The organism is Campylobacter blaseri, from assembly GCF_013201895.1.
Lineage (GTDB): Bacteria > Campylobacterota > Campylobacteria > Campylobacterales > Campylobacteraceae > Campylobacter_B > Campylobacter_B blaseri.
Genome location: NZ_CP053841.1, coordinates 388,892 through 410,414 on the forward strand (window position 1 = coordinate 388,892; position 21,523 = coordinate 410,414).

26 protein-coding genes and 5 tRNA genes are annotated in these 21,523 nt (G+C 30.6%); 27 read left to right on the forward strand and 4 right to left on the reverse strand.

Annotated elements, in window-relative coordinates:
• Positions 1–159 precede the first annotated feature (159 nt).
• The 7 genes from rpsB (at position 160) to argS (ending at position 6,894) form a co-directional block, all read left to right on the forward strand.
• On the forward strand, positions 160–945 hold the full coding sequence (gene rpsB, locus CBLAS_RS02085) for a 30S ribosomal protein S2 (RefSeq protein WP_106871574.1): 786 nt from the start codon (positions 160–162) through the stop codon (positions 943–945).
• Positions 946–954: 9 nt separating this feature from the next.
• Complete coding sequence (gene tsf / locus CBLAS_RS02090) at positions 955–2,010, forward strand: translation elongation factor Ts (protein ID WP_106871572.1); 1,056 nt, start codon at positions 955–957, stop codon at positions 2,008–2,010.
• A 2-nt stretch (positions 2,011–2,012) separates the two neighbouring features.
• Entirely contained in the window at positions 2,013–2,654 is a 642-nt protein-coding gene (locus CBLAS_RS02095; RefSeq protein WP_106871570.1) for an ABC transporter ATP-binding protein, read from the forward strand.
• Between the two features lie 80 nt (positions 2,655–2,734).
• Entirely contained in the window at positions 2,735–4,435 is a 1,701-nt protein-coding gene (locus CBLAS_RS02100; RefSeq protein ID WP_172658166.1) for a hypothetical protein, read from the forward strand.
• Positions 4,435–5,046, forward strand: coding sequence for a guanylate kinase (gmk, locus tag CBLAS_RS02105; RefSeq protein WP_420912993.1), 612 nt, complete (start codon positions 4,435–4,437; stop codon positions 5,044–5,046). Before CBLAS_RS02100 ends, gmk begins: the two co-directional genes overlap by 1 nt.
• Positions 5,047–5,068: 22 nt before the next feature.
• Entirely contained in the window at positions 5,069–5,296 is a 228-nt protein-coding gene (gene tatA, locus CBLAS_RS02110) for a twin-arginine translocase TatA/TatE family subunit (protein WP_106871564.1), read from the forward strand.
• A 5-nt stretch (positions 5,297–5,301) separates the two neighbouring features.
• Entirely contained in the window at positions 5,302–6,894 is a 1,593-nt protein-coding gene (gene argS, locus CBLAS_RS02115) for an arginine--tRNA ligase (protein WP_106871562.1), read from the forward strand.
• 391 nt (positions 6,895–7,285) lie between these two features.
• On the opposite strand, the gene CBLAS_RS02120 is transcribed toward argS, so the two are convergent.
• The 4 genes from CBLAS_RS02120 to ribA are packed head-to-tail and all read right to left on the reverse strand — an operon-like array spanning position 7,286 to position 8,980.
• Positions 7,286–7,669, reverse strand: coding sequence for a hypothetical protein (locus tag CBLAS_RS02120; RefSeq protein ID WP_106871560.1), 384 nt, complete (start codon positions 7,667–7,669; stop codon positions 7,286–7,288).
• On the reverse strand, positions 7,669–7,872 hold the full coding sequence (locus tag CBLAS_RS02125) for a PP0621 family protein (RefSeq protein WP_106871558.1): 204 nt from the start codon (positions 7,870–7,872) through the stop codon (positions 7,669–7,671). The genes CBLAS_RS02120 and CBLAS_RS02125 overlap by 1 nt, the downstream gene beginning before the upstream one ends.
• Positions 7,872–8,417 (reverse strand): 16S rRNA (guanine(527)-N(7))-methyltransferase RsmG, encoded by a 546-nt coding sequence (gene rsmG / locus CBLAS_RS02130; protein WP_106871556.1) that lies wholly within the window; start codon positions 8,415–8,417, stop codon positions 7,872–7,874. Before rsmG ends, CBLAS_RS02125 begins: the two co-directional genes overlap by 1 nt.
• The gene (gene ribA / locus CBLAS_RS02135; protein WP_106871554.1) at positions 8,414–8,980 is read right to left on the reverse strand and encodes a GTP cyclohydrolase II; all 567 of its coding nucleotides are present in this window, start codon (positions 8,978–8,980) and stop codon (positions 8,414–8,416) included. Before ribA ends, rsmG begins: the two co-directional genes overlap by 4 nt.
• Positions 8,981–9,127: 147 nt before the next feature.
• On the opposite strand from ribA, the gene hemB reads away from it, so the two are divergent.
• The 20 genes from hemB (at position 9,128) to rplL (ending at position 21,462) form a co-directional block, all read left to right on the forward strand.
• Positions 9,128–10,102 (forward strand): porphobilinogen synthase, encoded by a 975-nt coding sequence (gene hemB / locus CBLAS_RS02140; RefSeq protein ID WP_106871552.1) that lies wholly within the window; start codon positions 9,128–9,130, stop codon positions 10,100–10,102.
• Positions 10,103–10,112: 10 nt separating this feature from the next.
• On the forward strand, positions 10,113–11,051 hold the full coding sequence (gene argF, locus CBLAS_RS02145) for an ornithine carbamoyltransferase (protein ID WP_106871550.1): 939 nt from the start codon (positions 10,113–10,115) through the stop codon (positions 11,049–11,051).
• Positions 11,041–11,523 (forward strand): DUF2603 domain-containing protein, encoded by a 483-nt coding sequence (locus tag CBLAS_RS02150; RefSeq protein WP_157940023.1) that lies wholly within the window; start codon positions 11,041–11,043, stop codon positions 11,521–11,523. The genes argF and CBLAS_RS02150 overlap by 11 nt, the downstream gene beginning before the upstream one ends.
• Positions 11,520–12,893, forward strand: coding sequence for an oxygen-independent coproporphyrinogen III oxidase (gene hemN, locus CBLAS_RS02155; protein WP_106871546.1), 1,374 nt, complete (start codon positions 11,520–11,522; stop codon positions 12,891–12,893). Before CBLAS_RS02150 ends, hemN begins: the two co-directional genes overlap by 4 nt.
• The gene (locus tag CBLAS_RS02160; RefSeq protein WP_106871544.1) at positions 12,893–14,176 is read left to right on the forward strand and encodes a (Fe-S)-binding protein; all 1,284 of its coding nucleotides are present in this window, start codon (positions 12,893–12,895) and stop codon (positions 14,174–14,176) included. Before hemN ends, CBLAS_RS02160 begins: the two co-directional genes overlap by 1 nt.
• Positions 14,169–14,846, forward strand: coding sequence for a hypothetical protein (locus CBLAS_RS02165; RefSeq protein WP_106871542.1), 678 nt, complete (start codon positions 14,169–14,171; stop codon positions 14,844–14,846). The genes CBLAS_RS02160 and CBLAS_RS02165 overlap by 8 nt, the downstream gene beginning before the upstream one ends.
• A gap of 72 nt (positions 14,847–14,918) precedes the next feature.
• On the forward strand, positions 14,919–16,379 hold the full coding sequence (locus tag CBLAS_RS02170) for an aldehyde dehydrogenase family protein (RefSeq protein WP_106871540.1): 1,461 nt from the start codon (positions 14,919–14,921) through the stop codon (positions 16,377–16,379).
• A gap of 111 nt (positions 16,380–16,490) precedes the next feature.
• Positions 16,491–16,566: transfer RNA gene (locus CBLAS_RS02175), tRNA-Thr, on the forward strand.
• 44 nt (positions 16,567–16,610) lie between these two features.
• A tRNA-Tyr gene (locus CBLAS_RS02180) sits at positions 16,611–16,695 on the forward strand.
• A gap of 10 nt (positions 16,696–16,705) precedes the next feature.
• Positions 16,706–16,782, forward strand: a tRNA-Gly gene (locus CBLAS_RS02185).
• A 114-nt stretch (positions 16,783–16,896) separates the two neighbouring features.
• Positions 16,897–16,971, forward strand: a tRNA-Thr gene (locus CBLAS_RS02190).
• A gap of 69 nt (positions 16,972–17,040) precedes the next feature.
• On the forward strand, positions 17,041–18,240 hold the full coding sequence (tuf, locus tag CBLAS_RS02195) for an elongation factor Tu (protein WP_106871538.1): 1,200 nt from the start codon (positions 17,041–17,043) through the stop codon (positions 18,238–18,240).
• 49 nt (positions 18,241–18,289) lie between these two features.
• The gene (gene rpmG / locus CBLAS_RS02200; protein WP_106871536.1) at positions 18,290–18,448 is read left to right on the forward strand and encodes a 50S ribosomal protein L33; all 159 of its coding nucleotides are present in this window, start codon (positions 18,290–18,292) and stop codon (positions 18,446–18,448) included.
• A 17-nt stretch (positions 18,449–18,465) separates the two neighbouring features.
• Positions 18,466–18,541: transfer RNA gene (locus CBLAS_RS02205), tRNA-Trp, on the forward strand.
• A 20-nt stretch (positions 18,542–18,561) separates the two neighbouring features.
• Positions 18,562–18,741: a preprotein translocase subunit SecE gene (gene secE, locus CBLAS_RS02210; RefSeq protein WP_106871534.1), complete on the forward strand. Its 180-nt coding sequence runs from the start codon at positions 18,562–18,564 to the stop codon at positions 18,739–18,741.
• Positions 18,742–18,748: 7 nt separating this feature from the next.
• On the forward strand, positions 18,749–19,279 hold the full coding sequence (gene nusG, locus CBLAS_RS02215; RefSeq protein WP_106871532.1) for a transcription termination/antitermination protein NusG: 531 nt from the start codon (positions 18,749–18,751) through the stop codon (positions 19,277–19,279).
• A gap of 17 nt (positions 19,280–19,296) precedes the next feature.
• Positions 19,297–19,722 (forward strand): 50S ribosomal protein L11, encoded by a 426-nt coding sequence (gene rplK / locus CBLAS_RS02220; protein ID WP_106871530.1) that lies wholly within the window; start codon positions 19,297–19,299, stop codon positions 19,720–19,722.
• 57 nt (positions 19,723–19,779) lie between these two features.
• On the forward strand, positions 19,780–20,481 hold the full coding sequence (gene rplA, locus CBLAS_RS02225; RefSeq protein ID WP_106871528.1) for a 50S ribosomal protein L1: 702 nt from the start codon (positions 19,780–19,782) through the stop codon (positions 20,479–20,481).
• 102 nt (positions 20,482–20,583) lie between these two features.
• Positions 20,584–21,063, forward strand: a complete 480-nt coding sequence (rplJ, locus tag CBLAS_RS02230) for a 50S ribosomal protein L10 (protein ID WP_106871526.1) — start codon at positions 20,584–20,586, stop codon at positions 21,061–21,063.
• 24 nt (positions 21,064–21,087) lie between these two features.
• Positions 21,088–21,462: a 50S ribosomal protein L7/L12 gene (gene rplL, locus CBLAS_RS02235; RefSeq protein ID WP_106871524.1), complete on the forward strand. Its 375-nt coding sequence runs from the start codon at positions 21,088–21,090 to the stop codon at positions 21,460–21,462.
• The last annotated feature ends 61 nt before the right edge of the window (positions 21,463–21,523 follow it).

Genomic DNA, 21,523 nt, shown 5'->3' on the forward strand with positions numbered 1-21,523 from the left:
GTCTAAAAGTAGTGATATAGAAAATTTAGCTCTTTTTTAGGAAATTTGGATATAATTGTCAATTCATTTCACATACACAAATCCTAATTTAGTTGTAAATTTAGGCAAATTTACTAAGGTGTGTAGAGGAATAAACTAAATATTTTTAAGGAGAAACTCATGGTTACAATGAGAGATTTACTTGAGTGTGGTGTTCATTTTGGTCACCAAACAAGAAGATGGAATCCAAAGATGAAAAAATACATTTTTGGTGATAGAAAAGGTATCTATATTATAGATTTGCAAAAAACTATAAGATATTTTAGATATACATATAATATAGTAAGAGATGCAGCGTCTGAAGGTAAAACTGTGCTTTTTGTCGGAACAAAAAAACAAGCTGGTCCTACTATAAAAGAATATGCCCAAAAATGTGGTATGCCTTATGTTAACCACAGATGGCTAGGCGGTATGCTTACAAACTACGGCACAATAAAACAATCAATTAGAAAACTCGAAGTAATTGAAGCTATGGAAGAAGATGGATCAATTGACCTTTTAACTAAAAAAGAAGCTTTAATGCTTAGAAGAAAAAAAGAGAAATTATTAGCATATCTTGGTGGTATTAGAGAGATGAAAAAGCTACCTGACATGATGTTTATAATTGATGTTGTAAAAGAAAAAATAGCAGTTGCTGAGGCAAATAGACTAGGCATTCCTATAGTTGCACCACTTGATACAAACTGCGATCCTGATGTTGTTGATTATCCAATTCCAGGAAATGATGATGCAATTCGTTCAATTCAGTTATTTTGCCAAGAGATGGCAGAGGCTATAAATGAGGGAAAAGCTATGAGAGACCAAGATAGCGAAGAGATTGCTGAGATAAGTGAAGAAGAAAAAAAAGAGATAGTTGAAGAAGCTGTTAGCGAAGAGATAGAAGAAATTGAAGATGAAGAAGAGTAGGGAGATATAATGGATATTACAGCAGGAATGGTTAAAGAGCTCCGCGAAAGAACTGGAGCTGGTATGATGGACTGCAAAAAGGCATTAGTTGAAACTAATGGCGATATGGAAAAAGCAGTTGAATATTTAAGAGAAAAAGGTCTTGGAAAAGCAACTAAAAAGGCTGATAGACTTGCAAGTGAAGGGTTAGCTGGATTGGTTATTGATGATGAAAATACAAAAGCTTCACTGGTTGAGATAAACTCAGAAACAGATTTTGTTGCTAAAAATGATAAATTTATAAATTTAGTAAACGATACAGTAAACCATATTCAAAATAATAATATAAAAGATAATGATACTTTAAATGATAGTTCTATGAATGGTGTAAATTTTGATGAGTTTTTAAAGACTCAAATAGCAACAATTGGTGAGAATATTGTAGTTAGAAGATTTACAACAATTAAAGATGAAGTAGTTAATGGATATGTTCACTCAAATGGTCGTGTAGCGGTTGCTATAGCTGCTAAATGTGGAAAGTCTGATAAGAAAAAAGTTGCTGAGTTACTAAGAAATATAGCAATGCATGCAGCAGCTATGAAACCATCTGTTATAAGCTATAAAGACTTAGATCCTGAGTTTGTGAAAAGTGAAGTTTTGGCATTAAAAGGCGAACTTGAAAAAGAAAATGAAGAGTTAGCAAGACTTGGAAAAACACTTCATCATATACCACAATACGGAAGTAGGCTTCAATTAACTGACGAAGTTATAGAACAAGCTAAAAAAGAGATAGAAGAAGAGCTTAAAGCTGAAGGCAAACCTGAGAAAATTTGGGATAGAATACTTCCTGGGAAGCTTGATAGATTTATAGCCGATAATACAGTTTTAGATCAAAGACTTACACTTCTTGGTCAATTTTATGTAATGGATGATAAAAAAACTATTGAACAAGTTTTAGAAGAAAAAAGCAAAGATTTAGGCGATAAAATAGAGATAACAAGCTATATAAGATATGAAGTAGGCGAAGGCTTAGAGAAAAAAGTTGAAGACTTCGCTGCCGAAGTAGCTGCCCAAATTGGCAAATAAATATGGAAATTCTAAAAAGCACTAGTTTAACTAAGAGTTTTGACTATGAGCTTTTTAGAGATATTAATTTTTCTGTTAACGAGCGTGAAAGCGTTGCGTTAACAGGAGTTAGTGGGTGCGGTAAATCCACCTTTTTACACATTTTATGCACCCTTTTAAAACCAGATGATGGCGAAGTATTTTATAATAATAAATCAATTTATTCTTTAAACTCAAGTGAGCTTCTTAAAATAAGAAAAGATCATTTTGGTATAATATTCCAATCACACTATCTTTTTAAAGGTTTTTCAGCAATAGAAAACATAGAGTTATCCACAATTCTTACAAAACAAAAAATAGATAACTTACTATTAGAGAGATTAAATATAGAAAATATTTTAAATCAAAAAGTAGGTGAGCTAAGTGGAGGACAACAACAACGAGTTAGTATAGCAAGAGTTTTAAGTAAAAAACCAAAGATTATTTTTGCAGATGAACCAACTGGAAATTTGGATAAAAATACAGCAAATGATGCTATGAATGTTCTTTTTGAATATATAGATAAAAATAATGCAGCACTTATTTTAGTAACTCATGATGAAAATTTAGCAAAAGAGTGTACTCGTACCTATAAACTAGAAAATAAAACTTTAAATTTGATTTAAAATAGATAAAAACTAAGCAATAACTAATAGAAAATATCATAAAATTGACAAAGAGATGTGATTTCTAAAAGGAGAGGGCAATGGATATTTTTGTAGATAGTCAAAATCAAGCTATATTATCAATAGTTGATCTTTGTTGTGACAGACTTAATTATAATTTAGTTAGTGATATAAGTAAAGCTGATTTTATAATAAAAGATTCTGATGGTTTAGATGTAATTAGTAATTTTGATTTAACAAAAACACTTTTTATACTGCCTAAAAAATTATTAAATGAAGCCCAAGTCAGGTATAAAATTTCAAAACCTTTCTTGCCCACAAAATTAATAGAGGTTTTAAGGGAATTTAAACTAGAGCTAGAAAAAACACCAGACAGTATAAAAGAGATAAATACCATTATAAATGAAATTGATGAGCTTGATGACTCTTTTCAGGATACTCAAAAGATAGATGATTTTATGCCCTTAGAAGATTTAGCAGATAAATTTGATAAAAAAATAGAAGAAAAAAATAAAGAATCAGATAATAATATAGATTATAAAATCCTTGAAGAGGATTTTTATTTAGATGATAGTTTGCCTCTTGAGGATCTAGTAAAAAAACTTGACATAGAAGAAACAGAAGATGAAGACCAGAGCTCCTTTGAAATTTTAAAAACAGATGAACTTGATAATTTTGAATTAGATGAAGACATACCACTGGAGGATTTAGCAGACAAACTTGGTATAAAAGATGACGAGTTAAAACTAGATGAAGAGGACAGTCTTAAACTAGATGATGATATATTTAGTGAAGAAGATAAAGATAGTTTAGATATTGCTAAAGACTTAGATCTCGATGATCTTATAGAAGACAACAAAGAAGATGATAATTTAGATATCAATAAAGATTTAGCAGACAAACTTGGTATAAAAGATGACGAGTTAAAACTAGATGAAGAGGACAGTCTTAAACTAGATGATGATATATTTAGTGAAGAAGATAAAGATAGTTTAGATATTGCTAAAGACTTAGATCTCGATGATCTTATAGAAGACAACAAAGAAGATGATAATTTAGATATCAATAAAGATTTAGCAGACAAACTTGGTATAAAAGATGACGAGTTAAAACTAGATGAAGAGGACAGTCTTAAACTAGATGATGATATATTTAGTGAAGAAGATAAAGATAGTTTAGATATTGCTAAAGACTTAGATCTCGATGATCTTATAGAAGACAACAAAGAAGATGATAATTTAGATATCAATAAAGATTTAGCAGACAAACTTGGTATAAAAGATGACGAGTTAAAACTAGATGAAGAGGACAGTCTTAAACTAGATGATGATATATTTAGTGAAGAAGATAAAGATAGTTTAGATATTGCTAAAGACTTAGATCTCGATGATCTTATAGAAGACAACAAAGAAGATGATAATTTAGATATCAATAAAGATTTAGCAGACAAACTTGGTATAAAAGATGACGATAAAAAAGAGGACAAAGTGTCTGTTGAAATTTTAGCAGAAGAGCTAAAAAAAGGGTTAGAAAACAATCTTAGCTTAACTCAGAAAGATTTATCTAAAAAAAAGAAGAAAAAAGAGGAAAAAAAGCTTAAAAAACAAATAGATAAAAATAATTTAGACAAAAAAGAAGAGACAACAGAAGAGAAAGTTAAAGAAAAAATTGAAACCAAATTAAATGATGCTATTGTAGATGCTTTAAGTAGTTCAAAATTAAAAGAGGCCTTAAAGGATTTAGATATAAATATTGAAATTTCTTTTAAGGATAAAAAATAGTGAACAAAGGTCAGATTTTAGTAGTTTCTGGACCAAGTGGCAGTGGAAAAAGTACACTTATACAAAAACTTATGAAAGAAGAAGAGAATATATATTTTTCCATCTCTAACACAACAAGAGAGATTAGAAGCGGAGAAAAACACGGAGTTAACTACTATTATGTAAGCGAAGATGAATTTAAGCAAGGTATTGAAAAAGAGCAGTTTTTGGAGTGGGCATTAGTTCACAAAAATTATTATGGAACATCTTTAAAGCCTGCTATGGAAGCGTTGGAAAAAGGAAAAATTGTAATTTTTGATATAGATGTTCAAGGCTACAATATAGTAAAAGAAAAATTTAAAGATGATATAGTCTCTGTTTTTATAACGACAAGAAATAAAAAAGACCTTGAGACTAGATTAAATTCAAGAAAAACTGAAAACAAAGATGTGATTGAAAAAAGAATTATGAATGCAGTTGGCGAGATGGAGCATATAAAAGAGTATGATTATCTTATAATAAATGATGACTTAGATATCTCTTATAGTGCTTTTAAGTCAATTTTTAATTCAATGAAATATAAAACAGCGTATTTAAATTTACGCAATGTTATAGATGATTGGATATATTAAATAAAATTTTTAAGGAGAAGATATGGGACCAAGTGCTCAACAAATGTTAATTGTTTTGCTTATTGTTGTTTTACTTTTTGGAGCTAAAAAAATTCCAGAACTTGCAAAGGGCGTAGGTAAAGGTATAAAAAGCTTTAAAAAAGAGATGGAATCTGATGACGAGATTGTAGAGGCTAAAAAAGTTGAAGATGTAAAAGAGGGAGAAAAAAAAGCAGAAACAAAAACCTCTGAAACAACGAAAGAAGCTTAATAGTCTTGAAACAGATAATACAAAAAGAAATTGTTAAAACACTAAATAGAGAAGTTGTTTTAGAAAAGCCAAAGGATAAGAACTTAGCTCACTATGCTACCCCCTTAGCTTTTTCTATGGCAAAAGAGCTTAAAAAATCTCCAAAAGTTATAGCCGAGGATATAGTTAAAGACTTTAAAGATAGTAAGGTTTTTAATATAACATCATTGAATGGCTACATAAATTTTAGACTTAAAGAAAGTTTTTTAAACGAAATCTCTACTAAGTATTTAAAAGCACAAAATGATTTTGCCAAATCAGAAGATAAAAATAGTTCTATTTTGTTAGAATATGTAAGTGCAAACCCAACAGGACCTTTGCATATAGGGCATACTAGAGGGGCTGTTTATGGTGATACATTAGCTAGAGTAGGAATACATGTTGGCTATGATATAGCTACTGAATATTATATAAATGATGCAGGAAATCAAATCGAACTTTTAGGGCTATCAATTTATCTAGTAGGAAGAGAAAAGATATTAGGGTTAGATACCATATATCCTGAAAATTTCTATAAGGGCGAATATATAGAAGATTTGGCAAAAGAGGCATATAAAGAGTTTGGTAAAGAGATTTTTTTAGATGAAAAAAACTCAATAAAGTTAAGTTCTTGGGGTAAAGATAAGATGATAGATGTCATTAAAAATGATTTATCATTAGCTCATATTGCTATAGATAATTGGGTTAGTGAAAAAAGTCTTTATTCTAAACTAGACAATATCTTAGAAAAGTTAAAAAAATCTAATGGGATATATGAAAAAGATGGTAAAATTTGGCTAAACTCAAGCAAGCTAAATGATGAGAAAGATAGAGTTATCGTAAAAGAAGATGGTAATGGTGCATATCTTGCCGGAGATATAATCTATCATGACGATAAATTTCAAAGAAATTTTGACCATTATATAAATATTTGGGGTGCTGATCATCATGGATATATCCAAAGAGTTAAAGCTAGCTTACATTTTTTAGGTTATGATGAAAATAGATTAGAGGTCATTTTGGCTCAGATGGTTAGTTTGTTGAAGAATGGCGAAGCTTACAAGATGAGTAAAAGAGCTGGAAATTTTATACTTATGAGTGATGTTCTTGAAGAGATTGGTAGTGATGCATTAAGATTTGTATTTATTAGCAAAAAATGTGATACTCCACTTGAATTTGATATTAATGAGTTAAAAGCAGAGGATAGTTCAAACCCTATTTTTTATATCAATTATGCACATGCAAGAGTGCACCAAGTATTTGCAAAAGCAGAGAAAAATCTTGAAGATGTTGTAAATGCAAGTTTTGAAAATCTAAATGAAGATGCTAAAAATTTACTTTTTGAAGCTTTAATTTTAAATGATGTTTTAGAAGATGCTTTTCATAGTAGACAACTCCAAAAACTACCTGATTATTTGAAAAGTTTAAGTTCAAATTTTCACAAGTTTTATAATGAGAACAAAGTTGTTGGTAGCGCAAATGAAGATGCTTTGTTGAAAGTTTTTGCAGTGGTTGCTATGAGTATAAGAACTGGTCTTAGCTTAATGGGTATAACTGCAAAAGATAAGATGCATAGATAGTTATTAAATTAAACAGACCTGTGCCTTTAAAATAGGTCAGGTTTGAAAAATTAAGTTATATTTTTTAAAAATATTAAAATTGTCTAAGGTTGATGTTTTTTAAAAAGCATAATATAAGCAATAAATTTTAACATCTTATTTTAATCTAAGCTTTATTGTTAAAATATTAATCAAATTAGTTAGTAAATATGTCCATTAAACATCTTGTTTTCAAGCAAAGCATGGTTAGTTTTTTGATACGATATAAGATAAATATTAAAAATTAATAGAATTTGATACCATAATTTATGAAATTTGAAAATTTACTATCTCTTTTGTAGCTAAATTCCTATTTATTAATAATTACCTAAGATAAATTATTTATATAAATTTAAAAAATTAAGATGTAAAACTATATACAGTTTATAGCTTTTTTGTATATAGCACAATCAACCCTATTTAAAATAGCATTTTCTAAATCGCTATCTTCATCATCTATTATCACAGCTATTTTACTATCAAAAAGATAAAATTCAGCAAGTTCAACTACTTTTTTTACTAAATTTAAATCATTTTTTAAATTAACAATAATATATTTTGCACCAAAGGCATTTGATAAAACTGCTTGTGTTTCATCTCCAATGATAATGCTAAATTCTTTTTTGTGCTTTTTTGCCTCTTCTACAAAATTTTCATCAAAATCAAAAATTAAATTATCAAATTGGCTAACATATCTAATATTTAATATAGAGTTAAATTTGGTAAATTCTATTAATTTATGTCCGATTATCTGCACTATTTTTCCTTTATGCAGTCTTCGCAAATATATCTACTATTGCTAATAATGGCATTTTTAACATCAATATAGGTTCCACATTTTTCACACTCTACAAAACTATCTACATTTTTATCATCTTTTTTATCTTTAATTCTCCACCTAGGAAGTATTAAAAAATAAATTATTGCTACAATTATAGCAAGCATTAGCAATTTTCCCATTAATTTACTCCCTTAAATAATATATAATTTCTTGTTTTATGATTAAAAACTTTAGCACTTAATCCCTCTATTTCACTTTGATAACTTGAACCTTTATAGAGTAAAAACTCAGTATTTTCATCATAGTATCCTTGGCAAATTTCAAGTAATCTTTTTGTATGCATTAATGCCCTTGAAGTTATTAAATCAGCCCTAAAACTTTTTTCATCTTCAATTTTGCTACTATGGATTGTAACATTTTTAAGATTTAAGTTTAATTTTGCATATGTAAGAAAAGACGATTTTTTATATATAGGTTCAAAAAGATGCCATTTACAATCTTTTAAAATCATAGCTAAAAAAATAGCTGGAAAACCAGCCCCACTGCCTATATCTATAGCTATAGTTGGAGTGTTTGTTATATATTTTAATCCATTAATACTATCTTTTACAATAGGGTTTAAGTTATCATAATTTGTAAGATTGTGAATAGCATTAAATTTTTTTAATATTTCATCAAATTCTAAAACCTTTTCATTAAAATCATCTGGAATATCAAATTTCATTTTAACATATGTCCCATCTTCTCTTCTTTTACTTTTAAATAACCTTGGTTATACTCATTTGGTTTAATTATGATTGGAATTCTATCTACAATCTCCACGCAGTGCAAACTTTTTAGTTTATCAGGGTTATTTGTAAGTAAATTTATCTTCTTTATATTATAGTATTTTAAGATAAAATCAACTATCTCATAAGTTCTCTCATCTGCTTTAAATCCTAGTTGGTGGTTTGCTTCAATTGTATCAAGTCCGCTATCTTGGAGATTATAAGCGTTTATTTTGTTTAAAAGACCTATATTTCTTCCCTCTTGTCTTAGATATAAAACCATTCCACCATGTTTTTCTATATAATTTAAACTAGCTTTAAGCTGATCCCCACAATCGCATTTTAAACTACTTATAGCATCGCCTGTCAAGCATTCTGAGTGAATTCTAACATTTACAATCTTTTGCAATGGTTTTTTTGTTATTACAAGATGTTCTTTTTCATTTTCTTTAAAAACTTGAACTTCAAATTTACCAAATTCAGTTGGCAAATTTGCTATTTTTGAGATTTCAATATTCATTTAAATTCCTCTAACATTTTAAAGTAGTGATTATATCTAATTAAGTAAAAGAAAAAATTAATAGTAAATTAAAGTTTAGCTGTATTTTATAAACTATTTAACTGAGCTATGATAAAATATAAGTTATTTAACTTAAAGAGGTTAGTTATGTTTAAAAGATTTAGAAGACTTAGAAAAAATAGTAATGTTAGAGATTTGATTAGAGAAACAAGACTTAATGTTAATAATTTAATATATCCACTTTTTGTAGTTGAGGGCGAAGGTATAAAAAAAGATACTCCTTCATTGCCAGGTGTTTATCAAATGAGTATAGATGAGATTTTAAAAGAGTGTAAGGAAGTTGAGAGTTTAGGTATAAAAGCGATACTCCTTTTTGGAATTCCTAGTATAAAAGATAGTATAGGAAGTGATGCTTTAAGTAATGATGGGATTATTGCCAAAACTCTTAGGGCTATAAAAAAAGATTTTCCAAATTTATATGTTATAACAGATCTTTGTTTTTGTGAATATACAGATCATGGACATTGTGGGATAATAGATCAATGTTCTCACGATATAGATAACGACGCAACACTTGAAATTTCAAAAAAACAGGCACTAATTCATGCAAAAAATGGCGCTGATATGATAGCTCCTAGTGGAATGATGGATGGTATTATCTACTCTTTAAGAGAAGTTTTAGATGAAAATGGATATGAAAACCTGCCTATAATGGCATATTCAACAAAATTTGCGAGCGCTTATTATGGTCCGTTTAGAGATGTTGCAGAATCTGCTCCAAGCTTTGGAGATAGAAAAGCTTATCAAATGGATCCAGCAAATAGATTTGAAGCTATTAATGAAAGCTTAGAAGATGAGGCTCAAGGAGCTGATATTTTAATGGTCAAACCAGCTCTTGCATATTTAGATATCATAAGAGATGTAAAAGAGCGAACCCTTCTTCCTGTTTGTGCTTACAATGTTAGTGGAGAGTATGCACTTTTAAAAGCAGGACAAAAAGCAGGTATCATTGATTATGAAAGAATTATGCAAGAAACAATTATTAGTATAAAAAGAGCAGGTGCTGATCTCATAATAACATATCATGCAAAAGAGTTAGCTAAAATTTTAAATAAAAATTAAAAGAGTTAAAATGAGACATTTTTTGACTTTAAATGATTTTAGTAAAGATGAAATCATTGAAATTTTAAATCTTAGTAAGAAGATTAAAAATGAAGCAGAGAATAAAATATTTAAACCATATCTAGAAAAACAAACTCTTGCTATGATATTTGAAAAAAACTCAACAAGAACAAGGGTGAGTTTTGAAGTTGGTATGTATCAACTAGGAGGACATGCACTTTTTTTAAGTAAAAATGATATGCAATTAAACAGAGGCGAGCTTTTAAAGGACACAGCTCTTGTTATTTCATCAATGTGTGATATAATAATGGCAAGAGTATATAGACACAAAGACTTAAAAATCTTAGCAAAATATTCAAAAGTTCCTGTAATAAATGGGTTAAGTGATCTTTTTCATCCAGCTCAGTTAATGGCGGATCTTCTAACTTTAATGGAGCTAGGGTTTAATTTAGAGGATTTAAAAGTTGCATATATTGGTGATGCTAACAATATGAGCAATTCATGGCTCATGGCTGCAAGTAAGTTAGGATTTGAATTAAAAATTGCAACTCCTAAAAATTATGAAATAGATAGTGAAATTTTAAAAATAGCCCTAGACAACGCTAAACAAAGTGGAGCTAAAATATCTGTAAGTAACAACCCAAAAAAAGCTATAGAGCTTGCAAATGTAGCTACTACTGATACTTGGATGTCTATGGGCAACAAAGAACAAAAAGAGGAAAAAATAAAACATTTTAAAGGTTTTTGTGTAGATAACGAGCTTATGAAATTGGCTGATAGGGAGGCTAAATTTTTACACTGTTTACCTGTTTATAGAGATTATGAAGTATCAAAAGAAGTATTTGAAAAACATAGTAAAGAAATTTTTTTAGAAGCAGAAAATAGACTTCATGCGCAAAAAGGGTTGTTGGTTTGGCTTAATGAAAAAAGGAAAAACAATGTTAGATAATAAATATAAAAATTTAGATGAAATTAGTAAAATATTAGGAATAGATGCTGATAAAAAAAATGTATTTAAAGTTCAAAATTTAGAAGATGAAAATTCAAAACTTATTACGCTAGAAAGTGGTAGATGGGATAGTGATAAACCACTTTTTGGAGTAGATGAGGATAATAACCTTTATGCTACAATTTCAGTTGAAACATTAAAAGGGATGATAAAATCATATAGAAAAATTGCTAACGAGAATTTTAAATTAAAACTTGAAAAATCGATTGCTCAAACATTCCCGGTTGATTTTGGAGATGTCTGGGCAGTATCGCTTGATGAAATTAAAAAAAGAGCTTCAAAGGGTTCAAAAGAGGAAATTTTAAATATTGATTTAGATGAGGTGCTTATTGATATAAAAAAGAGACATCCAAATTTATTTTTAAAATTAGATGGAATTATAAAAGATAAAATTATAAAAGAGGTTATATGAAAAAAGAAGATATAAATTTTGATGCTTATGTAAAATATTCAAAACCAGGACCAAGATATACAAGCTATCCAACAGCTATTGAATTTAGCGAAGATTTTAAATATGAAGAGTATTTAGATGAGTTAAAGTCTCAAAAGTCAAGCACGCCTTTGTCTTTGTATTTTCATCTTCCTTTTTGTAGATCGGCCTGTTATTTTTGTGGCTGTAATGTTGTATATACTAGTAAAAGTGAAAAGATGGATAGATATATAAAGTACTTAGATAAAGAGATAGAAATTTTATCTAAATATGTAGATACAAATAGAGTAGTAACACAAATTCACTTTGGTGGAGGAACTCCTACCTTTTTTGATGCCAAACAGCTAGAACTACATATAAAAAACATTAAAAAACATTTTAAAAACATAAGTAGCGATGCTGAGATTAGCTGTGAAATTGATCCTAGATTTTTAAATGAGGAGCAACTTCAAGTTTTAACATCAAATGGATTTAATAGAATAAGCTATGGCGTTCAAGATTTCAATGAAAAGGTTCAAAAGGTAATTCATAGAATTCAACCTTATGAAATAACAAAAAATGCAATAGATATGGCAAGAGAAAAAGGCATTAAGTCTATAAATATGGATCTAATTTATGGACTTCCATATCAGACACTAGATACTTTTAAAAAGACTTTAGAGCTTGCTTTATCGCTAGATCCTGATAGATTTGCTGTATTTAACTACGCACATGTTCCGTGGATTAAAAAAAGTATGAGAAAACTTGATGAAGATACTATACCAACACCTCAAGTAAAGCTTGAAATTTTAAAATATACCCATGATTATTTAACCTCAAATGGCTATAGAATGATAGGTATGGATCATTATGCAAAGCCTGAAGATGAATTATTTAGAGCCTTAGAGGATGGAACTTTACATAGAAACTTTCAAGGATATACGACAAAAGCTGGAGCTGATTTAATCGGAGTTGGTCTTACAAGTATAGGCGAAGGCTTTAGACACTATGCTCAAAATTATAAAGATATGAAGCCTTATGAAGCTGCCATTGATGAGGGAAAATTGCCATATTTTAGAGGTGTAAAATTAAGTGATGAAGATAGACTTAGAAAAGATGTTATAATGAGTTTGATGGCAAATTTCTATGTTAATATAAAGAGCGTTGAAGATAAATTTAATATAGACTTTTTTGAACATTTTAAAGAGGGGTTTGAAGAGCTTAAATATTTAAATGAATTTGTTGAAGTATCAAAAAAAGAGATAAAGGTTAATCCTACAGGAAGACTTCTTATTAGAAACATAGCTATGTGTTTTGATGAGTATATGAAGAAAATAGGAAGCGGTGAAAAGAGGTTTTCAAAGACTGTATAATGAAATATGATTTTAAAAAGATAAGCGATAGCTGTGTTAAGTGTGGAAAATGTATACAAGTTTGCACTATTTATAGTATAAATCAAGATGAGGTTACATCTCCTCGTGGATTTTTAGATCTTGTTGGAGCTTATCAAAGAGGAGAGCTAAAACTTAATGAAGATGCTAAGAATATTTTTGAGAGTTGTTTTTTATGCACAAATTGCGTTGATATCTGTCCAAGTAGTCTAAATGTAGATACAGCTATTGAAAATATTAGAAGCGATATAGCCGATAAGTATGGAATTTCATGGTATAAAAAAACAGCTTTTTGGCTACTAGGCCACAGAACGATGCTTGATATACTGTCTAAAATGGGATATGTTTTTCAGACTTGTGGGCTAGTTACAGAAAAAAGTAGCAAATTTGATAAATCTTTACATACTAAATTTGATTTACCACTTTTAAAAAAAGAGAGGCTTTTTCCTGCTATAGCTAAAAAAAGTTTTATGAACTCTCATGGAGAGTATATACACAATGGAGGGATACGAACAGTTGGGCTTTTTATAGGATGTATGGCAAATTATGCCTATACAGATATAGGAGAGGGTGTTTTAAATATATGTAAAGCGCTAAATATCAATGTAGATTTGATGAAAAAACAAGCTTGCTGTGGTGCTCCTATGTATTTTACAGGGGATTTTAAAGCGGTCAAGAAAGCTGCTAAATTTAATATAGAATATTTTGAAAAAAAACTAGAAAAATTAGATGCTATAATTATTCCTGAAGCAACTTGCTCGGCTATGATTAGAGTTGATTATTTACATCTGTTTGAAGATGATGAAGAGTGGTTAAAAAGAGCAAAAAATATAAATAAAAAGATTTTTTTAGCTACTGAATATTTTTATAAATATACTAGATTAAAAAAGATACTAGCAAAAAAAGGGATTAGTGAAGAACATATTACTTATCATGATCCTTGCCATGCAAGAAAAATGCAAGGCATATACAAAGAGCCAAGGGAACTTTTATCTCAAAATTATAATATCGTTGAAATGTCTGATCCTAATAAATGTTGTGGATTTGGCGGGGTCACTATGCAGACAAATAGATACAATTTAAGCAAAAAAGCAGGACAACAAAAGATAGAAATGTTAAATAACACAGGTGTTAAAATAGTTAGTGCAGAGTGCAGTGCTTGTAAGATGCAGCTAAATAATGCACTGAATTTAGCGAAAAGCGATATGAGGTGTATGAACCCAATTGAGCTCATAAATTTTATATTGGAAAATGGAAATGAATAATAGAACAATAGGCTATGTAAAAAGTATACAGGGGCTAATCGTTAAAAGAGATGTTATATTATGCGAAGAGGAAAACCTTAAAGCTGGAGATCTGTTATATATTGATGACTCTGTGTGGGCTAGATCTTTGGATGCTAAAGCAGTTTTAGCTCTGCATAAAAAAGAGATAGAGTTATCTGCAGGTATGAGAATAACTCTTGATAAAGAGTTTTTAAAACAAAATAATAGTTATGAGTTTTTTACACAAGAAGAGATAGAACAAATCAAAAAAAGCAGTAGTGGTTTTGATATTCAACTAGATCCAGATTTTAATAGTAAAATTATTTCATTTGATAATCCAATAGATATAGACAACGAAAAAGGAAGCGAAAATTATGAAGATCTTGAAATTGACTACAGGTTTGTATTGCATAAAAAAGAGCTAATTTTCCGTGTTTATTGCAATGAAAGTATAGATATAAAAGCATATCTTGTAGGAAGCTCTGGATATATTTTAGAAAAACCTATTGAATTAAATAGCCAAATGGCTACTGGTTCTGGAAATAAGTATTTCATAGTTAAAAACAGATTTGTTAAGCCAAATTTATATCTTATATATCTAAATATACTAAATACAAAAAACAAAGGGATACACAAAGAGGTCTTTTGTGAGGTAGATATCAGAATATAAATTCCGCATTTTTAAATATAAATATTTACTCTATTATTATACTATAACTATATAAAATATAAGGAGTATAATATGATAAAAATATTAGACAAATACGATCTGTTTATTGATGGGGAATTTGTTCCATCAAGTGATGGAGCAACACTAGATAGTTTTAACCCTGCAACAGGTGAAAAGATAGCATCTATTGCTGATGCTACTAAAGAAGATGTTGATAGGGCAGTTGAGGCTGCAAAAAAAGCCTTTGATAAATTTAAACACTCAACCGTGAACGAGCGCTCCAAATTACTTTTAAAAATTGCAGATATTATTGATGAAAATAAAGAATATTTAGCTAAAGTTGAAACAATGGATAATGGAAAACCTATCCGTGAAACTTTGAATGTTGATATTCCATATGCAGCTGACCATTTTAGATATTTTGCAGGAGTTATTCAAGGCGAAGAGGGAACTGCTAATATTTTAAATGAAGAGCAGTTAAGCATAGTTTTAAGAGAGCCAATTGGAGTCGTTGGTCAGATAGTTCCATGGAATTTCCCATTTTTAATGGCTGCTTGGAAACTAGCCCCAGTTATTGCAGCTGGTGATTCTAGTGTTCTTAAGCCATCCTCTGAAACAAGCATTAGTGTCTTAGAGCTAATGAGGCTTATAAAAGATATTCTTCCAAAAGGTCTTATAAATGTGATAACTGGAAGAGGTAGTAAGGCCGGCGAATATCTAAAAAATCATGAAGGACTTAATAAGCTTGCATTTACAGGATCAACTGAAGTTGGTAGGGATATTGGTATTGCAGCAGCTAAAAGAATTATACCTGCGACTTTAGAGCTTGGTGGAAAGAGTGCTAATATAATATATGCAGATGCTGATTTTGAAAAAGCACTTGATGGTGTTCAAATGGGAATACTTTTCAATCAAGGACAAGTTTGTTGCGCAGGTAGTAGAATTTTTGTAGAAGAAGCAATTTATGACAAATTTTTAGAGGCTGCTATAGAGAAATTTAAAAATATTAAAGTTGGAGATCCTTTAAAAGAAGACACACAAATGGGATCTCAAATAAATAAAAAACAAGCAGATAAAATTTTAGACTGCATAGAAATAGGTAAAAAGGAGGGGGCAAAAGTTGCAGTTGGTGGTAAAAGATCATCTATAGGTGAAACATTTATTGAACCAACACTACTTGTAAATGTTACAAATAATATGGAAGTTGCACAAGAAGAAATTTTTGGACCTGTTGGAGTTGTTATAAAATTTAAAAATGAAGAAGAACTTATTAAAATGGTAAATGATAGTCAATATGGCTTAGGTGGCGGTGTATTTACAAAAGATATCACAAAAGCTTTAAGAACAGCAAGGGCTATGGAAACAGGAAGGGTTTGGGTTAATTGCTATAACCAAATTCCAGCAGGTAGTCCATTTGGGGGTTATAAACAATCTGGCATAGGAAGAGAAACTCATAAGGTTATATTAGATCATTATACACAAACAAAAAATATAATGATTGATGTAACTGGCAAAACTACAGGTTTTTATTAATATTAAGCAGGTGTATAGTTTATAAGCTATGCACCTGCTTTAAAAAATTTTAAAAAGTCTTGACATATAAAAAAAAATGAGGTATAATTCAAACTTACAAATTATAGGAATGCTGGTGTAGCTCAGTTGGTAGAGCAACTGCCTTGTAAGCAGTAGGTCGGCGGTTCAAGTCCGTTTACCAGCTCCATTTTTTGTAAAAACAGTGTTTGACCAGACATAGCATATTTTTTGGGTGAGATACTCAAGTGGCCAACGAGGGCAGACTGTAAATCTGCTGGCTTCGCCTTCCGTGGTTCGAATCCACGTCTCACCACCATTTGCTATTTGCGGGAGTAGCTCAGTTGGCTAGAGCATCAGCCTTCCAAGCTGAGGGTCGCGAGTTCGAGTCTCGTTTCCCGCTCCATTTAGGATACCATACTGGGAGCTGTAAAATACTTTATACAGTTACTAACAAGGTTCCAAATAGTTGTTTTTGTGTTATAATATATAGTATAGCTTTACTTTTGCCATGAGTTATGCTCATATGGCTCAGAGGTAGAGCACTTCCTTGGTAAGGAAGAGGTCGCGAGTTCAAGTCTCGCTATGAGCTCCATACAAAATAGAGCAACTATAAAAAATAGCACAGACTTAGAAAGTATACATATCATTACGGAGGATAAAGATGGCTAAAGAAAAATTTACGCGTAATAAGCCACACGTTAACATAGGTACTATAGGTCACGTTGACCATGGTAAAACTACACTAACAGCTGCAATTTCTGCAGTTCTTTCAACAAAAGGTCTAGCTGAACTTAAAGATTATGCTGGTATTGACAACGCTCCAGAAGAAAAAGAGCGTGGTATAACAATTGCTACATCTCACATTGAGTATGAAACAGAAAAAAGACACTATGCACACGTAGATTGTCCAGGTCACGCCGACTATGTTAAAAACATGATTACAGGTGCTGCACAAATGGACGGTGCTATATTAGTTGTTAGTTCTGCTGATGGTCCAATGCCACAAACTAGAGAGCACATTCTTTTATCACGCCAAGTTGGTGTTCCATATATAGTTGTTTTCCTGAATAAAGCTGATATGGTTGATGATGAAGAACTTTTAGAGTTAGTTGAAATGGAAGTAAGAGAACTTCTTAATGAATACGATTTCCCAGGCGATGATACTCCAATAGTAATTGGATCTGCTCTTAAGGCAATTGAAGAAGTTCAAGCTGGTACTCCTGGCAAATGGTCAGAAAAAATCATGGAACTTATGGATGCAGTTGATAGCTACATACCAGAGCCAAAAAGAGATACTGATAAAGATTTCTTGATGCCAGTTGAAGATGTATTTTCAATTTCAGGTCGTGGTACTGTTGTAACAGGTAGAATTGAAAAAGGTGTTGTTAAAATTGGCGATACTATTGAAATTGTTGGAATTAGACCAACACAAACTACTACAGTTACTGGTGTTGAAATGTTTAGAAAAGAGATGGAGCAAGGTGAAGCTGGTGATAACTGCGGTATTTTGCTTAGAGGTACTAAAAAAGAAGATGTTGAGAGAGGTATGGTTTTATGTAAACCAAAATCAATCACTCCACATAAGAAATTTGAAGCTGAGGTTTATATATTGACAAAAGAAGAAGGCGGTAGACATACTCCATTCTTTAATAATTATAGACCACAGTTTTATGTAAGAACAACTGACGTTACAGGATCTATTACATTACAAGAAGGTACTGAAATGGTTATGCCTGGTGATAATGTTAAAATTACAGTTGAGTTAATTAACCCAATTGCGCTTGATAAGGGTACTAGATTTGCTATCCGTGAAGGTGGTAGAACAGTTGGTTCAGGTGTTGTTACTGAAATTATAGAATAATTATAAAATAGAGTGAGATAAATTCTCACTCTTAGTTTAAGGATATTTAATGAGAGTTAAAGTAGGATTAAAATGTTCAGAATGTGGTGATATTAACTATAGCACATATAAAAATAGTAAAACCACAACTGAGAAGCTTGAGTTTAAAAAATATTGCCCAAGACTTAAAAAACATACATTGCATAAAGAAGTTAAGCTTAAAAGCTAAGCCAATGTATGCTTCTTAGGGCAATAGCTCCAACGGTAGAGCGCCGGATTCCAAATCCGATGGTTGGGGGTTCGAATCCCTCTTGCCCTGCCACTTTATGAGGTAAAATTAATATGGATAAAATTAAGAGTTATTTACATCAATCCAAAATAGAAATTGGTAATGTTATTTTTCCAACTAAAGAGCAGGTAAGAAATGCTTTTATAACTGTAATTATTGTTGTATCAGTAGTATCTGGATTTTTAGCACTAATTGATTTGTTAATGTCAATTTCTATTTCAAAAATAGTGTGAGGGTAGCATGACACATAAATGGTATGCAATTCAAACCTATGCCGGATCTGAAATTAGTGTAAAAAATGCTATTGAAAAATTAGCAGTAGACAACAATATTGAAGATAAGATTAAGCAAGTTGTTGTTCCTACTGAAGATGTTATTGATGTAAAAAACGGAAAAAAGACTATAAAAGAAAAAAGTTTATATCCGGGCTATTGTTTTGCAAATATAGATTTAGACACTACTATTTGGCACAAAATTCAAATGTTGCCAAAAGTAAGCAGATTTATTGGTGAAGCTAAAAAGCCATCTCCTTTAAGTGATAGAGATATAGAGCTTATTCTTGATAAGGTTAATAGAAGAGAGGCACCTAGACCAAAAATATCTTTTGATGAGGGTGAAGTTGTAAGAATTACAGAAGGTCCATTTGCAAATTTTAATGGAACTGTAGAAGAGTATGATATGCTACATGGGACTTTAAAACTAAATGTTTCAATATTTGGTAGAAGCACACCTGTTGAAATAACATATTCCCAAGTTGAAAAAATTGTTTAATTGAAGGAGAGAGGTTTATGGCTAAAAAAGTTATAGGCGAAATAAAACTGCAAATTGCAGCAACAAAAGCAAATCCAAGCCCACCAGTTGGTCCAGCATTAGGACAGCAAGGTGTTAATATTATGGAGTTTTGTAAAGCATTTAATGAAAAAACTAAAGATATGGCAGGATATAATATACCTGTTGTTATAACAGTTTATGCTGATAGAAGTTTTACTTTTATTACAAAACAGCCACCTGCTACTGATTTAATAAAAAAAGCTGCAGGCCTAAATAAGGGTTCAGATAACCCACTTAAAAATAAAGTTGGAAAGTTAACAAAAGATCAAATTTTAGAAATTGTTGATAAGAAAATAGCTGACCTTAATACTAATGATAGAGAGCAAGCAGCGAAAATTATAGCAGGTTCTGCTAGATCTATGGGAATAACTGTAGAAAACTAAAAGCCTTTACCACCAAGGCTTAAAATTGGTGGAAGCAAATTTTATGCGGAGAAACTTATGAAAAAAAATTCAAAAAGATTTAACGAATTACTAAAAAAAATTGACACAAGTAAGAGATATTTATTAGATGAAGCAGTTGATGTTATAAAAACATTACCATCTGCAAAATTTGATGAAACTATTGAGATTGCATTAAAGCTTAATGTTGATCCAAGACATGCTGATCAAATGGTTAGAGGTTCAGTTATACTTCCAGCAGGTACAGGAAAAACTGTAAGAGTTGCTGTTATAGCAAAAGATGCAAAAGCTGATGAGGCAAAAGCTGCTGGTGCTGATATGGTTGGAGATGATGATTTAATAGATAATATTCAAAAAGGCAATATAGATTTTGATGTTTTAATTGCAACACCAAATTTAATGGGACTTGTTGGTAAAGTTGGTAGAATACTTGGTCCAAAAGGTTTAATGCCAAATCCAAAAACAGGCACTGTTACAATGAATGTAAAAGAAGCAATAGAAAATGCCAAAGGCGGACAAGTTAATTTTAGAGTTGATAAGCAAGGAAATATACATGCTGGTCTTGGAAAAGTTAGTTTTACTAAAGAACAAATAATGGATAATGTTACTACTTTTATTAAAGCTATAAACAAACATAAGCCAGCAGCAGCAAAAGGCAGATATATTAAAAATGGTGCTCTGTCTTTGACAATGAGTCCAGCAGTAGCTCTTGATACACAAGAGTTGATTGATTTAAAATAATAAAAATAAAAAATATATCTTTGATTGGAGATAGCCGAGGCAATTGCTTAATTGGATTAAATCCGCTCTGCTTGAAATCACCGGTCGGAAAGGAGACGAATAGTGACAAGAGATGAAAAATCTGCTCTTATATCTGAACTTACCGAAAGTTTTTCTAATTCTGATGGTATTATTGTAAGCGATTTCAAAGGCCTAGTTGTTAAAAAAATTGAAGAATTAAGACAACAAGCAAAAGAACAAGATGTTAAAGTTCAAGTAGTTAAAAATACTTTAGCTTCAATAGCTTTAAAAAACGCTAATAAAGATGGTATGGGGCTAAAAGATACAAACATCTTCCTATGGGGAGATTCGCTTAATGTATCAAAAGTTGCAGCAAAATTTGAAGAAAAAAATGAAAAATTTGTTATAAAAACTGCATATATAGATGGCGAAGTTTGTAGTATAGATAAGGTTAAAGCGCTTTCAAAAATGCCAAGCCGCGAAGAACTTCTTGCGATGTTACTTCAAGTTTGGAATGCACCGATTCAAAATTTCACAATCGGCTTAAATGCGCTTAGAGAAAAAAAAGAAGAAATAGCTTAAATATAAAAATTAGGAGATAATAAAATGGCGATTACAAAAGAAGATGTATTAGAATATATTTCTAATCTTTCAGTATTAGAATTAAGTGAATTAGTAAAAGAATTCGAAGAAAAATTTGGCGTTAGCGCAGCACCTGTTGTGGTAGCTGGTGGTGCTGGTGGCGATGTTGGTGCTGTAGCTGAAGAAAAAACTGAGTTTGATGTTATTTTAACAGACGCAGGCGCTAAAAAAATTAATGTTATTAAAGTAGTAAGAGCTTTAACAGGTCTTGGTCTTAAAGAGGCAAAAGATGCTGTTGAAGGAACTCCTTCAACTCTTAAAGAAGGTATTAGTAAAGAAGATGCTGAAGAAGCTAAAAAACAACTTGAAGAAGCAGGCGCTAAAGTCGAGCTTAAATAATTTATTTTTACAAATCCGATGGAAAAAGCTATTTTGGCTTTTTCCAATTTGTGCTAACTCT